The sequence below is a fragment of the Streptomyces sp. NPDC085946 genome, from assembly GCF_044540485.1.
GTDB lineage: Bacteria > Actinomycetota > Actinomycetes > Streptomycetales > Streptomycetaceae > Streptomyces.
Window position 1 is genome coordinate 40,512 of record NZ_JBITSF010000012.1, and the last position, 16,806, is coordinate 57,317.

The following is a 16,806-nucleotide window of genomic DNA, read 5'->3' on the forward strand; positions in this document are numbered from 1 at the left end:
CGCGGACGCGCGGGCCGGCCCCGCGTCCGCGGCGTGATCCGGGCGGCAGCCCCTGGTCTTCTGAGTCAGGAGACTAGACGGCGAACTCGACCGGCAGGCTGTCCAGCCGGGACTCCCAGGTCGACGCCGTCGAGCCGAGTTCCTCCGGCGGTACGGCCAGGCGCAGGTCCGGGAGGCGGTGCAGCAGGACGTCCACCGCGACCTCGATGATCGCCTGGCCGATGTTCTGCCCGGGGCACTCGTGGGGGCCCGAACTGAACGCCAGGTGCGACTGGTTGCCCTGCATGGAGACGTGTGGGTCCGGCCGGATGTCGGGGTCGAGGTTGCCCGCCGCGAGGCCGAGGACCAGCAGGTCGCCCTCCTCGATCCGCTGGCCGCCCAGCTCCAGGTCCCCCGCGGCGAACCGGCCCGGCAGGACCGCCAGCGGCGGCGAGTTCCACATGACCTCCTCCACCACCGCCGTGACGTTCAGCTGCCCGCTGATCAGCCCGGACAGCCGGGAGGTGTCGGTGAGGACCAGCTGCAGCACCCGGGCCAGCAGGTTGCTGGTCGTGGTGTGCGCGGCGATCAGCACCAGCCGCAGGTGACTGACGACCTCGTCCGCGTCGAGCCCCGCGGGGTGCTGCAGCAGGGCCGTGGTGAAGTCGGGCCCGGGTTCGGCGCGCTTGCGTTCGGCGAGCTCCCCGAGGATCTCCTTGATGCGCGCGTCGTGCGTCACGGCGTCCTCGCCGCCCTTGAGGACCTGGGCGCAGGACTCGACCAGGGTGCGCCCCTCCCCCTGGGGCAGCCCCAGGACGCGGGTGAGGACCAGCATCGGCAGGTACTCGGCGTAGTCCGCCACGAGGTCGGCCTGCCCGGCGTCCGCGAAGGCGTCGATCTGCTGGTTCGCGAAGTGCGTGGCGTGCCGCCGGACGCCCCGGGCGGTCGCCGCCTGGAGGCCGTCGGTGACCGCCCCGCGCAGCCGGCGGTGCGGCTCGCCGTCCTGGGAGACGCAGTCCGGGCGCCAGCCGAGCATCGGCACCAGCGGCGAGGTCTCCTCGATGCGGCCCTGCGCCCAGTCCCGCCAGATGCGGGCGTCCCGGCTGAACCGGCGCGGGTTGTCCAGCACCCGCCGGTTGTCGCGGTAGCCCAGCACCAGCCAGGCGGGCACGTCGCCCTCCAGCAGGACCGGCGCGACGGTGCCGTGCTCCTTGCGCAGCCGCTCGTAGACGGCGGCCGGGTCGGTCGCCGCCTCCGGCCCGTACAGGCGCGTGGGTCCGGCACCGTGACGGGCGGCCGGGCAGCCGCGCGGAGGGCCCGGGGCGGGTGCGTTCTCGTCGTTCATCGGGACTCCACTGCGACGGCCGAGCGTTCCTTCAGGTGGTGGACCAGGGCGACGAGCACGTCGCGGCTGGAGGCCCGGTCGCGGGCGTCGAAGGACACCACCGGGATGTGCGCGGGGATGTCCAGGGCGTCCCGGATCTCCTCGACCGGGTAGGTCCGGGAGTCCGGGAAGACGTTGAGGGCGACGACGAAGGGCACGTCCTGCCGCTCCATCTCCTCGATGGCGCGGAAGCTGGAGGCCAGGCGCCGGGTGTCCACCAGGACGACCGCGCCGAGCGCCCCCTTGAACAGGCCGTTCCACAGGAACCAGAAGCGCTCCTGGCCCGGGGTGCCGAACAGGTACAGCACCAGGCTGTCGTTGAGGCCGATCTTGCCGAAGTCGAGGCTGACGGTGGTCTGCGTCTTGTCGGTGACGCCGATGAGGGGGTCGACGCCGGCGCTCGCCTGGGTGAGGGTCTCCTCGGTGGTGAGCGGCTTGATGTCGCTGACCGACCCGACCATGGTGGTCTTCCCGGTGCCGAAGCCGCCGGCGATCATGATCTTCACCGAGCGGGTGCCCCCGGACGCGTCCCGTCCGAGTCGGTCAAAGCCTTTGGAGTCCACTGAGTACCTCCTCGAGGAGCGCCAGGTCGGGCCCGCGGCCGGCGGCGTGCGCCGGGACGGGGTCACGGGCTTCGACGCGGCCTGCGTCCAGCAGGTCCGACAGCAGCACCGCGAGAATGTTGAACGGTAATCCGAGGTGGGCGCCGAGTTCGGCGACCGACAGCGGATCGCGGCAGCGCCTGAGGATCTCCTCGTGCTCGTGCTGCATGCCCGGTCCGGGTGCCGCGCGGGAGACGATGAGGGTCGCCACGTCGAGGCTCGGCGCCGAACCGCCCGGTCCGCTGCGCCCTCCGGTGAGGACGTAGTAGCGCTCGAGACCGGACGGGTCCGTCGGCCGGCGGGGAGCACTCATCCAGAGTGCTCCTCCAGGCGCGCGGTGGTGCCGAGGAGCTCGCCCATCCGGCGGGCGAGGTCCCTCATCTGGTGTCCGAGCAGTCCCTGGTCGAGGCCCTCCCGGGCGAGGACGCCGAGATACGTCTCCACGCCCGCGCGGACCACGAAGAGGTGGCCGCCGTCGACCTCGATCATCGCCAGCCGCAGCCGGCCGGCGTACTTGGGGAACTGCTCGGCGACCGGCTGGGCCAGGGCCTGGAGGCCGGCCACCACGGCCGCGAAGCGGTCCACGTCGTCGGGGTCTTCGGCGCCGTAGGAGGTGATGGCCTTGCCGTCGCTGGAGGCCACGAGGGCGAAACGGATCTCCTGGATGCTCTCGACGAGATCACGGAGCGCCCAGCTCACGTCGGTTCCCTGTTGCGTCATGTGGACTAGTCGCTCTCTTCGGTGCGGTGCTCGGTGGACTCGCGTCCGGCGGACGCGGCGCGGTCGCCGGCCGCGGGGTACGCCCCGCCGGAGCCGCGTCCGGCGGTGGCGAAGGCGGCGAGACCGGCGAAGGACGCGTCCGGCGGTACGGCGGAGACTTCGGCGGAGACGGTGCCCCGGGCGGTCCGGCCGGTGCCGTCGGCCTGCCGCGGCGCGGCCGTCCCGGTCCGCCCGCTGCGGCGCTTGGGCAGGCCGCCGGGGGTGGTCTCCACGCCGTCGGCGGACTCGCCGGGGCCGTCGGTACCGACGGCCCCGGACGGCGCGGCGGTCGCGGCCGGGACCGCGGCGGGGGCGCCGGGCCGCGGGGCGGTCCCGGCGGTACGGCCCGCCGGGGCGGTGGCCGCCGGGGGCAGCGGGCTGAAGTACTTGTGCGGGACGACCACGACGACGGAGGTGCCGAGCCACGGCGAGTCCGCGAAGGTGACGCGGATGCCGTAGCGGCGGGCGAGGATGCCGACGACCCGCAGGCCGATGTTGGCGTCCTCCGTGACGCCGCCGAGGCCGGCGCCGGGCGCGGTGCCCGCCAGGGCGTGCTCGGCCTCGCGCTTCTTCTCCTCGCTCAGGCCCTTGCCGGAGTCCTGGATCTCGATGCCGACGCCGTTGGGGACCTCCTTGCCGAAGACCACGACCGGCTCGGTGGGCGGCGAGTAGCGGGCCGCGTTGTCCAGCAGGTGGGCGAAGACCAGGGTGAGGTGGTCCACCAGGCCGCCGTCGACGCCGAGTTCGGGCAGGTGGCGGATCTGCACCCGGTGGAAGTCCTTGATGCGGCCGATGCCGCCGCGCACCACGCTCAGCAGGCGCTGCGGCTCCTGCCACTGGCGACCGGGCCGGTCCGAGCCGCCGAGCACCCCGATGCTGGCCGCCAGGCAGTCGGCGGGGCCGATCTCCTGGTCGAGCTCCATCAGGCCCCGGGCGACCGCCGGCAGGCGGCCGTGCTCGCCCTGCATCTCGTGCAGCCGGCCGCGCAGCTTGCTGGTCAGCACGTGGATGCGGTTGCCGATGCTGATCACGGCCTGCTCGGCGGAGGTGGAGCGGTCGAGCTCCTCCTCCACGCCGATCAGCGCGGTGCGCAGGATCTTGCGCAGCTCGGCCCGGAGGTCGGCGCCGACCTTCGCGCACTGCTCGACGGCGGGGAGCACGTCGTCGATGGCGTCGCCGGCGCGCAGCCGGGAGATCGCCTCGGGCAACTGCTCGTCCGCGAGGCGCGCGACGGCGGCCAGCTGGTGGGACAGCTGCTCCTGCCGGTCCGCGGCCTGGTCGGCGAGCCGGGCCTCGTACGACGCGGCCTGCTCGGCCAGCTGCTCCTCGCAGGCCCGGGACCGCTCGGCCAGCCGGGTCTCGTAGGCGGCGCCCTGCTCGGCGAACCGGCTCTCCTGGGCAGCGCGTTCGGCGGCGAACTCGCGCTCCAGTCCCGCCACGTGGCGCTGCCACTGCTCGGCGTGCTCGGTCCGTGCGGCGCGGAAGGTGCTCTCCGCCCGGCTCAGCCGGGAGCGGGTGCGCAGCAGGAGGCGTACGCACACGGCGCCGGCCGCCGTCGCCGCGGCACCCGCGACGGCCGCGGTGACGCGCTCCGAGCTCATGAACGTGGCCGCGACCGTCCCGCCTCCCAGGCCCAGCGGCATCAGCCACCAGCTGTACCAGGCGACGGGTGGCCGCGCCGCCGGTGGCGGAGTGGCGAGTTGCATCTGCATCCTTTGAAGCAATGATCGAGCAGGGGGGGTGTGCAAGGGACCGCACTCATGAGTGCGCACCGCGGGTCGACTCGTCGCGGTTCGCGTCAACTCGCAGCGCCGGTCGGGAGCTTATCGGCTCCGGACGCGAAAGGATCAATCGCACCAGGTCCCGGACGTGGGGGTTCGGTCACGCTCCGGGAGGGCGCGACGAGTCGACAAATACCTATGCGGACCAGTGGAGTTGTACGTTCCCGCGCTTCTCCCCGGCCGGCGCGCGGCCGCCCTCGCGCCCCCGGCTCACCGCGCGGTCCGGAACGTCCGCCGGTACGCCTGGGGCGAGACGCCGATCGCGGCGTGCAGGTGCTGGCGCAGGGACGCGCCGGTCGCGAAGCCGACCCGGGCCGAGATCTGGTCGACCGTCAGGTCGCTGGACTCCAGCAGGTGGCGGGCGCGGGCCACGCGCTGCTGGATGAGCCAGCGGCCGGGGCTCAGGCCCACCTCGTCCTGGAAGCGGCGGGCGAAGGTGCGCAGGCTCATGCGGGCGTGGGCGGCGAGGTCGGCCAGGGTGAGCGGTTCGCCGAGGTGCTCCAGGGCCCAGGCGCGGGTGGCCGCCGTGCTCGCGGCCCCCTGCTCGGGGACCGGCTGCTCGATGTACTGGGCCTGGCCGCCGTCCCGGAACGGCGGGACGACGCAGCGGCGGGCGACGGTGTTGGCCAGGCGGCTGCCGTGGTCCTCGCGGACCAGGTGGAGGCAGGCGTCGACGCCGGAGGCGGCTCCGGCGGAGGTCAGGAACCGGCCGTCCTGGACGAAGAGAACGTCCGGATCCAGCTCCACGCGGGGGAAGAGGCGCCGGAAGTGCCCGGTGAGCTGCCAGTGCGTGGTGGCCCGGCGCCCGTCGAGGAGCCCGGCGGCGGCGAGCACGAAGGCGCCGGTGCAGATCGAGACGATCCGGGCCTCGGGGCGGATCAGGTCCAGGGCGGCACGGACGCCGTCCGGCAGCCCGGGGGTCACGTGGGACGGCGCCACCGGTGCGATCACCGCCGTGTCGGCGGTGGCGAGGATCCCGGGGCCGTGCTCGGCGGTGACGGTGAAGTCCGCGTCGGTGCGCACCGGACGGCCGTCGGCCGTACAGGTGAACACCTCGTACCGGCCGTCGGCCGCGCCGAGGATCCGGCTGGGGATGCCCAGCTCGAAGGGGTAGACGCCGTCGAGGGCGAGGACCATGACCCGTTCCGGGCGCTTCGCGTGCCGCATGGCACGATCCTATCGGAGCATGACATTCGTGCCAGTTACGGAGGCGGAGTCCGCCGGGCAGGCTGGTTCCCATGAGCAACGACGACACGATGCGCGCCATCGGCCAGGACGTCCTCGGCGGTCCCGAGGTCCTCAAGGAAGTACGGCTGGAGCGGCCCGCGCCGCGCCCCAACGAGGTGCTGGTGCGGGTGCGCGCCGCCGGGGTGAACCCCACCGACTGGAAGCACCGCGAGAACGGCGGTTTCCTCGGCCGGCCGCCCTTCGTCCTCGGCTGGGACGTCTCCGGGGTGGTGGAGGCCGTGGGTGTCGGTGTCGCCCTGTTCCAGCCGGGCGACGAGGTGTTCGGCATGCTGCCCTACCCCTTCGGCCACGGCTCGCACGCCGAGTACGTCACCGGCCCCGCGCGCGCCTTCGCCCGCAAGCCGGCCGGGATCGACCACACGCAGGCGGGCGCGCTCCCGCTCGTCTCGCTGACGGCATGGCAGGCCCTCGTCGAGTACGCGGACGTGCGGCCCGGGCAGCGGGTGCTGGTCCACGCGGCGGCGGGCGGGGTCGGGCACGTGGCCGTGCAGATCGCCAAGGCGCGCGGCGCGTACGTCGTCGGCACCGCGAGCGCGGGCAAGCACGCGTTCCTGCGCGACATCGGTGTGGACGAGCCGGTCGACTACCGGGAGACGGACTTCGCCGAGGTCGTGAAGGACGTCGACGTCGTGCTGGACACGATCGGCGGGGACACCGCGATGCGCTCGCTGCGGGTGCTGCGCCCCGGCGGCGTCGTGGTGTCGATCCTGCCGGTCGGCTCGGACGACTTCCCGGCGGAGGCCGAGCGGCTCGGGGTCCGGGCGGTCCGGATGCTGGTCGACGCCGACCACCACGACATGAAGGCGATCGCGGAGCTGGTGGAGACCGGCCGGCTGCGCGCCTCCGTGGAGCGGACCTTCCCGCTCGCCGAGGCCGCCGAGGCGCACGCGCTGGGCGGTACCGGCCGCACCACGGGGAAGCTGGTGCTGGTCGTCGACTGAGCGGGGGCGCCGGGGTGGTGCGTGCCGGTCGCCGGCGGAGCGCCGCACGGGGTGGACGGGGCGGGTGCGCCGGGCGTGCTCCGGCGCGCCCGCCCCGCGCGAACCTGGCCGGAACTCCGTCGCAATTCGAAGACATATGTCAATCGAACATGCTCAAATGCAGTCTGCCGAGGGTAACTTGCTGGGCGGGGAGCTGTTTCGGGACCCGCCCTCCCCCACGCACGCAGCAGGCTGGAGGCGATGTCGTCGTGCGGCAGGAACCTGCACCGTCCTCCCGGCATCTGCGCATCCGCCAGGACCGGGGGCACACGGTGCTGGAGCTCCGCGGTGAGATCGACATCGCCGCGGCGGCGGAGATCGCCCCGTGCCTGGACCGGGTGACGGCGCGCCCCGAGGCGCGGATCGTCATCGACCTGACGCGGGTGGAGTTCTTCGACTGCTCCGGGCTGCGGCTGCTCTACCGCGCCCGCAGCCGGGTGCTGGACCGGCACGGCCGCCTGCTGCTGGTCTGCACCCACCCGCTGACCCTGCGCGTCCTGCGCGTCACCGGTCTGGCCCGGCTGCTGCCCCCGCAGCCGTCGGTGGAGGCCGCCCTCGCCCTGCCGGAGGCCACTTCCGGCCAGGTGTGAGCGCCGCCGACCGCCCGCTCCCCTCCCGGCCCGCCCGTCCGGTCCTCGCACCGGCGCCGCCGTCCCTCCGCCGTCCCTCCGCCGTCCTTCCGCCGCCCTCCGCCACCCCTCCGGCATCCTCCGCCGGACGGCGGCGCGCCGTGCGCCCCGTGTGCCTCCCCGCGAACCGGTCCGTCGTCAACCGGGCGTCTGGCAGGGCGAGTCGAGGGCATCCGGACGGTAGGAAGGAGGACCGTCGCCATGACGACTTCGGTCAAGCGCACCCCCGGTTCCGACAGCAGGACCCCGCGGCGCGTACCCGGCTGGGCGAAGGCGGTGACCGCGGTCGTGCTGGTGCTCGCCGTGCTCTTCGTCGGGCTCCGGCTGACCGTGCTCCCGGGCCTGAAGGACCTGTTCGGCACCGAGACCCAGGACCGCTCGGGCCCGGCGCTGCTGAAGTCCATCCAGGACATCAGCCGCTACGACGCCGCCTCCGGCAACTTCCAGGTCGTCGTGGACCTGGAGAAGGACGCCAAGTTCCTGCCGGACGCGATCCGCGGCAGCCGCACCCTGTACGTCGGCGCGGGCACGGTGGACGCCTACGTCGACCTCGGGAAGGTCGGCGAGAACGACGTACGGGTCGACGAGGACCGCACCTCGGCCACGCTCCGGCTGCCCCGCGCACAGCTCGGCAGGCCCGCCCTCGACCCCGACCGCTCCTACGCCGTCTCCAAGCAGCGCGGTTTCCTCGACCGCCTCGGGGACCTGTTCTCGGACAATCCCAACAGCGAACAGGCCGTGCAGCAGCTCGCCGTGCGGCACATCGGCGACGCGGCCGAGGAGAGCGGGCTGACCGCGCGCGCCGAGTCCAACACCACGGAGATGCTGCAGGGGCTGCTGGGCTCCCTCGGCTTCGAGAAGGTGCGGGTCTCGTACGGGAAGTGAACCGAGCGGCCGTTTCCGCGCGGTGCGCGGGAGGTGTCCGGCCGGCGACGGCATCGCCGGCCGGACCGCGGGTAACCGGCTCTGCAGCAAACGCACTTGACGAACTGGGAGGACCGCATGGCCCGTGCAGTCTCAGGCCCGCGCTCGGTGTTGCGCCGGCGCCCCGCTCCGACGAGGCACCCCGTCGGCGCCGACCGCGAGCGGCGGCCGCTGCCCCTGCCGCTGCGCCTGCTGGCCATGCTGTGCGCCTTCGTGTTCATGGTCGCCTTCGCGGTGGTGCTGGCCCGGCTGACCCTGCAGCCCTCCCCCGCCTCCGAGGCGCTGACCCACACGAACGTGCACCCCGGCCGCTCCCTGCGGGCCTATCTGGACCAGCCCGGCCTGCGCGACGCCGCCAAGCAGATCGGCGGCAACCTGCTGCTCGGCGTGCCCTTCGGCGTGCTGGTGCCCGTCGTCGCGCCGCGGACCCGCAAGATCCTGCGGGTGCTGCTGCTGACGGCCCTCGTCATGCTGCTGGTGGAGTTCGCGCAGGGCGCGATGATCACCGGGCGGGCCTTCGACATCGACGACGTCATCCTCAACACCACCGGGGCGCTGATCGGTTACCTGCTCCTCGGACGGCGGCTGAGCCGCGCGGTGCACGCCCGCAGGCCCCGCCCCTCCAACTGATTGGTCCGTACCAGGGTATTGACGGCCGCTTCCCTTCACTTCTTCAATCGGAGGGCACCCTTCACCCCCCACCCCCCTCGGCGCGCCCGCGTGCCGCCGTACGGAAGGGAAGAACCGTGAACTCCCCACGCCTGCTTCGCAGATGTCTCCTCGCCGTCCTGTCCGCCGTGCTGACCGGATCGGCCCTCGCCGGCCCCGCGCAGGCCGCCCCGTCGGCGGACGCCGGGGCCGCCGCCGTGACGTTCTCCGACACGTTCGACGGGCCCGCCGGGGCCGCGGTCGACTCCTCCAAGTGGCAGACCGAGACCGGCGACAACGTCAACAACCACGAGCGGCAGTACTACACCGCCGACACCCGCAACGCCGCCCTGGACGGCCAGGGCCACCTGGTCATCACCGCCCGCCGGGAGAACCCGGCCAACTACCAGTGCTGGTACGGCACCTGCCAGTACACCTCGGCCCGGCTGAACACCTCCGGGAAGTTCGCGGCGCAGTACGGGCACGTCGAGGCGCGGATGAAGATCCCGCGCGGGCAGGGCATGTGGCCCGCCTTCTGGATGCTGGGCACCGACCTCGGCCAGGTCGGCTGGCCGAACTCCGGCGAGATCGACGTGATGGAGAACGTCGGCTTCGAGCCGTCCACCGTCCACGGCACGATCCACGGGCCGGGCTACTCGGGTTCGGGCGGCATCGGCGCGGGCTACACCCTGCCGAACGGCCAGGCCTTCGCGGACGCCTTCCACACCTTCGCCGTCGACTGGGCGCCCGGCTCGATCACCTGGTCGGTGGACGGCCAGGTCTACCAGCGGCGTACCCCGGCCGACCTGGGCGGGCGGCAGTGGGTGTTCGACAAGCCGTTCTTCCTGATCCTGAACCTGGCGGTCGGCGGCTACTGGCCCGGCGACCCGGACGGCTCCACGGTCTTCCCGCAGCAGCTGCTCGTGGACCACGTGTCGGTGACGACGAGCGACTCGGCGGCCGGCGTGCCGATCCGCGGCCTGGCCGGCAAGTGCGTGGACGTCGCCGGGGCGAACCCCGCCAACGGCACCCCGGTGCAGCTCTACGACTGCAACGGCACCGCCGCCCAGCAGTGGACCGTCGGCGCCGACGGCACGCTGCGCGCGCTCGGCAAGTGCCTGGACGTCGCCTCGGGCGGCACCGCGGACGGCACCCCCACCCAGCTGTGGGACTGCAACGGCACCGCCGCCCAGCGGTGGGTCGTGACCGCGGCGCGCGACATCGTCAACCCGCAGGCCGACAAGTGCCTGGACGCCACGGGCAACAGCTCGGCCAACGGCACCCGGCTGCAGATCTGGACCTGCACGGGCGGCGCCAACCAGAAGTGGACGGTCGGCTGAGCCGGCCGGCCGCGCCGGCGGTCCGTCCGCACAGCGCGCCTAGGGGCTGTCGTTCGGATCAGGTCGCGGGGAATCGACTGTAGGTCGTCGGCGCTGGTGAGCGGGGCCCGGTGCGTGTAGCCGCAAGGCGGAGGAGGGCGGCGATGCGGAGCATCGGCAACCGACGACAACGCCGCGGATGCGCGTGCCGGGCCCCGCGTCCGCGGCGTGATCCGAACGACAGCCCCTAGCGCACGGTCCAGGTGAACTTGTCCCCACCCACCCAGCGGACCACCTCCGGGTCGTCCAGGTCGTGGACGGTGATGCCCCACGCGGCGGCGGCCTGGAGGACGTCGGTGACGGCCTTCGCCTCGCCGACCACCTGGCCGTCGATCTCCACGATCCGGAACGGCGGCGTGCCCGGCTGGACCCCGAGCACGAGGATCCGCGGGTGGGAGATGTGCGGGCTCGCGATTTCGGTCATGCATCGAGCGTAGAACCGAACCGCCGCCCGTGCGGGGTCCACGGGACCCGGCCCCCCGCGGGGCCGGGTCAGTCGCCGAGCAGGTCCAGCACCGCCGCCTCGATCGCGCCCTGGGTGGCCGGGCGCCCGAAGTCGCCGTGCTCGCCCAGCCGGGTCAGCGCGGGGGCGATGGTCTCGCCCTGTTCGAACAGTTCGAAGACGCGCGGGTCGATGTAGGAGGCCCGGCACACCGCGGGCGTGTTGCCCAGGTAGTGGCTGACCTCGCGCACGGCCCGGGCCGTCTGCCGCTTCCTGGCCGCGGCGGTCGCCCGGGCCTCCTCGGCGGTGACCGCCAGCGCGACGGAGGCGAGGACGGTCGCGTGCCAGGTGCGGAAGTCCTTGGCGGTGATGTCGGTGCCGGACAGCCGGCGCAGCGCCTCGTTCAGATCGCCGCCGTGCAGTTCGTGCCAGGCGCCGCGCTCGTGGAACATCAGCAGCCGCTCCCCGCCGCGCCGCCGGCGCAGCAGGGCCCGGACGACGGCGTGGGCCTGCTCGTCCACCAGGGCCCGGACCAGTTCGATGCCGCCCTTGGCCGGGTAGTGGAACGCGATCTCGCCGCGGCCGCACCTGACGTGCTCGCGCAGCATCGTCGTCAGGCCGTAGGTCTCGCTGGTGCGGGTGTGCCGGTCGCTGCCGATGCGGAAGAAGCCGAGGTCCAGCAGGCGGACCGCGCAGGCGGTGACCCGGGCGCGGCTCAGTCCCCGCCCGGCGAGGTCGCCGGCGACCCGGGCGCGCAGCTCGGGCAGGGCCCGGGCGACCTGGCGGACGTGCTGGTGCTTGGCCTGGTCCTGCCGGGCGCGGAACTCCTCGTGGTACAGGTACTGGCGGCGTCCGGCGTCGTCGGTGCCGACCGCCTGGAGGTGGCCGTTGGGCCAGCGGCAGATCCACACGTCCCGCCAGGCGGGCGGGACGGCCAGGGCCTTGATCCGGGCGAGCTGGTCGCGGTCGGTGAGCGGCTCGCCCTTCGCGTCCAGGTAGCGGAAGCCGCGCCCGTGGCGGACGCGGCGGAAGCCCGGCTGCTCGCAGGAGCTGGTGCGCAGTCTCACGGCGCCCCGCCCCTCAGGGCCGTCGCCAGTCGTCGCCGGTCAGATGCGATCCGGCCTGCGGGCCCATCCGCAGCATGCCGCCGTCCACGCTCCAGGAGGCGCCGGTGACGTACGAGGCGTCCGCGCTCGCGAGGAAGGCGATGACGGCGGCGACCTCGCGGGCGTCGCCGGGCCGCCCGAGGGGCACGCCGGGACGGCTCTCGGTGTGCGGGTCGGTGTCCTCCTGGCCGGTCATCGGCGTGGAGATCTCGCCGGGGGCGACGGCGTTGACCGTGATGCCGTGCTCGGCGAGTTCCAGGGCCATGACCTGGGTGAGCAGACCGAGGCCGCCCTTGGCCGCGCAGTACGGGGCGGCGCCGACGCGCGGCTGGTGCTCGTGGACGGAGGTGACGTTGACGATCCGGCCGCCGTCGCCCTGCCGGATCATGTGCCGCGCGGCCTTCTGCCCGCACAGGAACGGGCCGACGAGGTCGACGTCGAGGACTTCGCGGACGTCGTCGAGCCCCAGGTCCAGGAAGGGCGTCATGGTGCCCGTACCGGCGTTGTTGACCAGCACGTCGACGCGGCCGAGGCGCTCGCACAGCTCGTCGACGGTGTCGGCGGCCTCCGGCAGCCGGGTGAGGTCCATCCGCGCCACCTCGGCGCGCCGGCCGTGCGAGCGGACCTCCTCGGCGGTCTGCTCGGCGCCCTTCTCGTCGCTGTGCCAGGTGATGCCGACGTCCAGGCCCGCCTGTGCCAGCCGTACGGCCGTGGCCCTGCCGATGCCGGAGTCGGCACCGGTGACGACGGCGACCTTGCGCGGGACGGCGGAAGTGGACATGGCATGCCTCCTCGTCGGCGTGGGGGACGACGCATCGCAGTACCCGGGGGCGTACCGGGCAAACCGCGCGGTCCCTCGTGCGGCCCCGGCGGTGCGGGGGAACCCCGGTGCCGGGAGGTGACGGACGGACCCCCCGGAGGCACTGGACCGGATCGCCTTCCCGCGGGAGCGGTCCCCGGCGCCGGCCTGCCGCGTGCGCGCGTTCCGCACCGCGGCGCGGGTGCCGGCGGGCGTGGCGGGCCGCTGAGGTGGTACCCGCGGGGCGAGCGAGGAAAGGACTTCACACATGGAACGGGCGGCCGTGTTCGACGTCGACGGCACTCTGGTCGACACCAACCACCTGCACGTCGTGTCCTGGTGGGAGGCGCTGCGGCAGGCGGGCCACCGGGTGCCGATGCACGCCGTCCACCGGGCCGTCGGCCTGCCCTCCACCGACCTCGTCGCCCACCTGCTCGGCGACGACCGCGACCCGGAACAGGACGGGAAGCTGAGCGCCGCGCACAAGGCGCTGTACGGGCAGTACTTCGACCGGCTGCCCGCCCTGCCCGGCGCCGGGGAGCTCCTGCGGCGCCTGCACGGCGACGGCTGGAAGGTGGTGCTCGCCACCTCGGCGAGCGGTGCGGAGCTGTCCGCGCTGCGCCGGGCGCTCGACGCGGACGACGCCATCACCGCGACCGCCAGTGCCGACGACGTCGAGGAGGGCAAGCCCTCGCCCGAGCCGGTCCGGCACGCCCTGGACCTGGCCGGGGTGCCCGCCGAGCGCGCGGTGTTCGTCGGCGACACGGTGTGGGACATGCGCGCCGGCAGCCGGGCCGGGGTGCGCTGCGTGGGCGTGCTGTGCGGCGGCGTCCCGCGCGCCGACCTGGAGGAGGCCGGCGCGGACCACGTCTACGCCGATCCCGCCGACCTGCTGGCGTCGCTGCCGGACAGCCCCCTGGCGTGACGCCGCCGCCCCGGCCCGCGCGTTCCCGGGCGAGTGCGTCCGGTCACACTCCGGCGTGACGCCCCCGGTCGCGCGGATACCCGCACCGGATGACCGGTGGGACGGATGCGATACGGAGGCAGGGGCGTGCCGGACGGCGACGGCCGGGCGCGGCGACGGCGGCCCGGGCCGCGGACGCCGTACGGCGTGAGGGACGGGGCGTCGCGGAGGCCGCGCGGGCCGCCTGGCGGGGGCCGGGGCGGGAGCGCGACCTGGTCGTGCAGTCGCTGAAGGCCGCCGGGGCGGCGCTGCTGGCCTGGCTGGTGGCCGGCGTGTGGCTCGACGATCCGCTGGCCCTGATGGCGCCCTGGGTGGCCGTGGTGCTGGTGCAGGCCACCGTGTACAGCTCGCTGGTCCAGGCGGCGCGGCAGTGCGGGGCGATCTGCGTGGGCACCCTGCTGGCGTCGGCCGCGCAGGCGCTCACCGGGGACGTCACGGTCGCGCTCGCGCTGTGCGTCCCGGTGCTGGTGCTGCTCGCGAACTGGCCGCGCTTCGGCGACCAGGGCATCTACGCGGCCACCACCGCGCTGTTCACGCTCACCTCGGGGGCCTTCAGCGCGGCCGCGGTCGGCCACCGGGTGGGGCAGGCGGCGCTCGGCGCGGTCATCGGCGTGGCCGTGAACGCGCTGGTCCTGCCGCCGATCCACCTGCGGGACGTGCGGGAGAACCTGGCGGCGCTCGCCCGGGAGGCGGGCGAGGTGCTGCACGCCCTCGCCGCCGACCTGCGCCGCGGGGCGTGGGACGCGGACCGCGTCCCGGACTGGCTCGCCGCATCGGCACGGCTGGAGCGGCGCCTGGAGGCGCTGCGCTCGGCCCGCGGCTGGAGCCAGGAGAGCCTGCGGCTCACCTCCGGGCCGCTGCGCGTGTTCCACCGCGCTCCGCGGGCCGCCCTGCCCCCCGTCGAGGAGGACGAGCGCTTCGCCCGCGTCACCGCGGACCTCACGGCGCTGGTCCGGACCCTGGTGGTGGCGGCCGACGACGCCCGGACGCCCGCCCTGCCCGACGGCCGCGCCCTGCGCGCGTACGCGCGTCTGCTGGAGCTCGTCGGCGACGCCTGCCTGGCCGAGGCGGAGCGCCTGCCGGACGGCGGTGAGGGCGCGGCCGCGGACGAGCGGGCCGAGGCCGCGCGCCGGGAGCTGCACGGCCGGCTGCAGGAGGAGCTGCGGGAACACGCCGGGCGGGGCGCGGCGCGGACGGCGGTCCTGGGCACCCTGCTGCTGCAGGCCGAGAACCTCTGGGCCGATACCGTGCCGGACGCGCGGGGCGCGTGACGCACCTCACCGCACCGGAGGACGGGAAGCGGAACAGACCACGGTGGTTGCCCGTTGAACCAACCGTGGGTACGGACGGGACAGTGTCCCCGGGCCTCATCTTCTGCCCACAGGGACGATCGTTCGGCTGAAGCCCTGTGGAGCGTTTCGCCGCGAGGCGACCGCCGTCCGTACCCGCCCCCGAGCCGCCCCGGCCGCGATCCCCCCGTCGTGGTCGGGGCTTTTCCCTGCCCCGCGACCGGGTACCCGGCCACCTCTGTGCGAGCCGTCGGCCGAGAGGAGCGGAAGGTGAGCAGCGCAACGGGCATGAGGGTCGTCGTCACGGGTGCCACCGGCAACGTGGGCACCAGCGTGGTGCGACTCCTCTCCGAGGACCCGGACGTCGGATCCGTGCTGGGGATGGCCAGGCGGCTGCCCGACTGGTCGCCGCCGAAGACGGACTGGGCCGCGGTCGACCTGGCCTCCGAGCAGTCCGACCTGGCCAAGGAGTTCACGGGCGCCGACGCGGTCGTCCACCTGGCCTGGGCGTTCCAGCCGACGCACGACCCGGCGACGACCTGGCGCACCAACGTGCTCGGCAGCATGCGGGTCTTCGAGGCGGTGGCCGCCGCCGGGGTGCCGGCGCTGGTGCACGCCTCGTCGGTCGGCGCGTACTCCCCCGGCCCGAAGGACCGCGCCGTGGACGAGTCCTGGCCGACGCACGGCTGGCCGGACGCGGCGTACTGCCGGGAGAAGGCGTACCTGGAGCGCGCCCTGGACATCTTCGAACGCGACCACCCCGGGACGCGGGTGGTGCGGATGCGGCCCGCCTTCCTGTTCAAGTGGGAGTCGGCGAGCGAGCAGCGGCGCATCTTCGGCGGCCGGTTCCTGCCGGGTTCGCTGGCCCGCCCGGAGCTGCTGCCCTTCCTGCCCGACGTGCCCGGGCTGCGGATGCAGGTCCTGCACACCGACGACGCGGCGAACGCCTACCGGCTCGCGGTGCGCTCCGACGTCCGCGGCCCCTTCAACCTCGCGGCCGAACCGCCGGTGGACGCCGAACTGCTCGGCGAGATGTTCGGCGCCCGCCCGTTCCGGCTGCCCCGTACCGCGGCCCGCACGGCGATCGCCGCGGCCTGGGGCCTGCACCTGCTGCCGGCCTCCCCGCACCTCTTCGACGCGGTGCTGCGCCTGCCGCTGATGGACTGCACGCGGGCGCGTGCGGAGCTGGGCTGGCGTCCGGAGCGCACGGCGACGGAGGTCGTGGAGGAGTTCCTGCGGGGCCTGCAGCAGGGCGGCGGGGCACGGACGGAGCCGCTGCACGGCGGGAAGGTGGGCTGAGCCGGGGTGCCCCGGGGCTGGTCCGTTTCGAGGTCACGCGGAGCTGTCGCGGCCCCCCACCGGGGAGGTGGGGGGCCGGAACACGAGGGCCGGGTCGGCCGGGGGCGCGGCGGGCCGGCGGGGCCCCGGCCGGGAGAGGCGGCGGGACCGTGAGGGCCGGCCGGGGAGGGACCGAGGGGCGGCCGGATCAGCCGGAGGGCTCTTCCGGTACCGGCTGCTCGGAGGGCTCGTCCGGTACCGGCTGTTCGGGGTGCGTGCCGCCCGAGCGCGACTCCCCCCGTCGGCCCGACCCGGCCTCGTCCGTGTCGGGCACGTCGGAGGCGCCAGTCTCCCCGGCGCCGGCGGAGTCGCCGGACGCCTCGTCCTCGGCGGATCCGTCCGCCGTCCGGCCGGGGGCGACGTCCCACGGGTCCTCGCCCTCGCCGACCTGCTGGTCCGGCATGTCCCGCGGGATGGGCGCGCCGTTCTCGCCGGGCGCCTCGCTGCGGTGGTCCGTCACGGTCTGCTCCTCTCGCGTCGCCCTGCACGTCCGCACGGCGCCACGCGAGTACCTCCGCGCCCACCGGCGAAACCCCGGCGGCTCCCCGCGAGCCC

At 74.6% G+C, this 16,806-nt stretch carries 18 protein-coding genes; 8 read left to right on the plus strand and 10 right to left on the minus strand.

All coding sequences use genetic code 11. The annotated features are described in order from the left end of the window. Window positions 1–73: 73 nt before the first annotated feature. The 6 genes from ACIF8T_RS23505 to ACIF8T_RS23530 all read right to left on the minus strand — a co-directional run bounded on the left by ACIF8T_RS23505 (window position 74) and on the right by ACIF8T_RS23530 (window position 5,672). Complete coding sequence (locus ACIF8T_RS23505; RefSeq protein ID WP_400038050.1) at window positions 74–1,324, minus strand: cytochrome P450; 1,251 nt, start codon at window positions 1,322–1,324, stop codon at window positions 74–76. After that, window positions 1,321–1,926 (minus strand): GTP-binding protein, encoded by a 606-nt coding sequence (locus tag ACIF8T_RS23510; protein ID WP_400038051.1) that lies wholly within the window; start codon window positions 1,924–1,926, stop codon window positions 1,321–1,323. The genes ACIF8T_RS23505 and ACIF8T_RS23510 overlap by 4 nt, the downstream gene beginning before the upstream one ends. Further along, the gene (locus tag ACIF8T_RS23515; protein WP_400038052.1) at window positions 1,907–2,278 is read right to left on the minus strand and encodes a DUF742 domain-containing protein; all 372 of its coding nucleotides are present in this window, start codon (window positions 2,276–2,278) and stop codon (window positions 1,907–1,909) included. The genes ACIF8T_RS23510 and ACIF8T_RS23515 overlap by 20 nt, the downstream gene beginning before the upstream one ends. Continuing rightward, window positions 2,275–2,685: a roadblock/LC7 domain-containing protein gene (locus ACIF8T_RS23520; RefSeq protein ID WP_400038053.1), complete on the minus strand. Its 411-nt coding sequence runs from the start codon at window positions 2,683–2,685 to the stop codon at window positions 2,275–2,277. Before ACIF8T_RS23520 ends, ACIF8T_RS23515 begins: the two co-directional genes overlap by 4 nt. A 5-nt stretch (window positions 2,686–2,690) precedes the next feature. Next, window positions 2,691–4,430: an ATP-binding protein gene (locus tag ACIF8T_RS23525; protein WP_400038054.1), complete on the minus strand. Its 1,740-nt coding sequence runs from the start codon at window positions 4,428–4,430 to the stop codon at window positions 2,691–2,693. A gap of 285 nt (window positions 4,431–4,715) precedes the next feature. Continuing rightward, window positions 4,716–5,672: a GlxA family transcriptional regulator gene (locus tag ACIF8T_RS23530; RefSeq protein WP_400038055.1), complete on the minus strand. Its 957-nt coding sequence runs from the start codon at window positions 5,670–5,672 to the stop codon at window positions 4,716–4,718. Window positions 5,673–5,743: 71 nt separating this feature from the next. Here ACIF8T_RS23530 and ACIF8T_RS23535 point away from each other — a divergent pair, with 71 nt between their 5' ends. The 5 genes from ACIF8T_RS23535 (at window position 5,744) to ACIF8T_RS23555 (ending at window position 10,274) form a co-directional block, all read left to right on the plus strand. Next, on the plus strand, window positions 5,744–6,694 hold the full coding sequence (locus ACIF8T_RS23535; protein ID WP_400038056.1) for an NADP-dependent oxidoreductase: 951 nt from the start codon (window positions 5,744–5,746) through the stop codon (window positions 6,692–6,694). A 248-nt stretch (window positions 6,695–6,942) separates the two neighbouring features. Continuing rightward, window positions 6,943–7,323, plus strand: a complete 381-nt coding sequence (locus ACIF8T_RS23540) for an anti-sigma factor antagonist (RefSeq protein WP_400038057.1) — start codon at window positions 6,943–6,945, stop codon at window positions 7,321–7,323. A 240-nt stretch (window positions 7,324–7,563) separates the two neighbouring features. Beyond that, window positions 7,564–8,247 (plus strand): DUF4230 domain-containing protein, encoded by a 684-nt coding sequence (locus tag ACIF8T_RS23545; protein ID WP_400038058.1) that lies wholly within the window; start codon window positions 7,564–7,566, stop codon window positions 8,245–8,247. Window positions 8,248–8,364: 117 nt separating this feature from the next. Beyond that, the gene (locus ACIF8T_RS23550; protein WP_400038059.1) at window positions 8,365–8,916 is read left to right on the plus strand and encodes a VanZ family protein; all 552 of its coding nucleotides are present in this window, start codon (window positions 8,365–8,367) and stop codon (window positions 8,914–8,916) included. A gap of 116 nt (window positions 8,917–9,032) precedes the next feature. Beyond that, the gene (locus ACIF8T_RS23555; protein WP_400038060.1) at window positions 9,033–10,274 is read left to right on the plus strand and encodes a ricin-type beta-trefoil lectin domain protein; all 1,242 of its coding nucleotides are present in this window, start codon (window positions 9,033–9,035) and stop codon (window positions 10,272–10,274) included. A 226-nt stretch (window positions 10,275–10,500) separates the two neighbouring features. On the opposite strand, the gene ACIF8T_RS23560 is transcribed toward ACIF8T_RS23555, so the two are convergent. The 3 genes from ACIF8T_RS23560 to ACIF8T_RS23570 form a co-directional block, all read right to left on the minus strand. Beyond that, window positions 10,501–10,737 (minus strand): hypothetical protein, encoded by a 237-nt coding sequence (locus ACIF8T_RS23560; RefSeq protein ID WP_400038061.1) that lies wholly within the window; start codon window positions 10,735–10,737, stop codon window positions 10,501–10,503. Between the two features lie 68 nt (window positions 10,738–10,805). After that, complete coding sequence (locus ACIF8T_RS23565; RefSeq protein ID WP_400038062.1) at window positions 10,806–11,822, minus strand: DNA topoisomerase IB; 1,017 nt, start codon at window positions 11,820–11,822, stop codon at window positions 10,806–10,808. 13 nt (window positions 11,823–11,835) lie between these two features. Then, window positions 11,836–12,642, minus strand: coding sequence for an SDR family oxidoreductase (locus ACIF8T_RS23570; RefSeq protein WP_400038063.1), 807 nt, complete (start codon window positions 12,640–12,642; stop codon window positions 11,836–11,838). Between the two features lie 286 nt (window positions 12,643–12,928). Here ACIF8T_RS23570 and ACIF8T_RS23575 point away from each other — a divergent pair, with 286 nt between their 5' ends. The 3 genes from ACIF8T_RS23575 (at window position 12,929) to ACIF8T_RS23585 (ending at window position 16,212) form a co-directional block, all read left to right on the plus strand. Next, window positions 12,929–13,585 (plus strand): HAD family hydrolase, encoded by a 657-nt coding sequence (locus ACIF8T_RS23575; RefSeq protein WP_400038064.1) that lies wholly within the window; start codon window positions 12,929–12,931, stop codon window positions 13,583–13,585. An 89-nt stretch (window positions 13,586–13,674) separates the two neighbouring features. After that, window positions 13,675–14,895 carry an aromatic acid exporter family protein gene (locus tag ACIF8T_RS23580; protein ID WP_400038065.1) on the plus strand — a complete coding sequence of 407 codons (1,221 nt, stop codon included), beginning with the start codon at window positions 13,675–13,677 and terminating at the stop codon, window positions 14,893–14,895. Window positions 14,896–15,183: 288 nt separating this feature from the next. Further along, window positions 15,184–16,212 carry an SDR family oxidoreductase gene (locus ACIF8T_RS23585; RefSeq protein WP_400038066.1) on the plus strand — a complete coding sequence of 343 codons (1,029 nt, stop codon included), beginning with the start codon at window positions 15,184–15,186 and terminating at the stop codon, window positions 16,210–16,212. 187 nt (window positions 16,213–16,399) lie between these two features. On the opposite strand, the gene ACIF8T_RS23590 is transcribed toward ACIF8T_RS23585, so the two are convergent. Further along, entirely contained in the window at window positions 16,400–16,711 is a 312-nt protein-coding gene (locus tag ACIF8T_RS23590) for a hypothetical protein (RefSeq protein ID WP_400038067.1), read from the minus strand. Window positions 16,712–16,806: the final 95 nt, after the last annotated feature.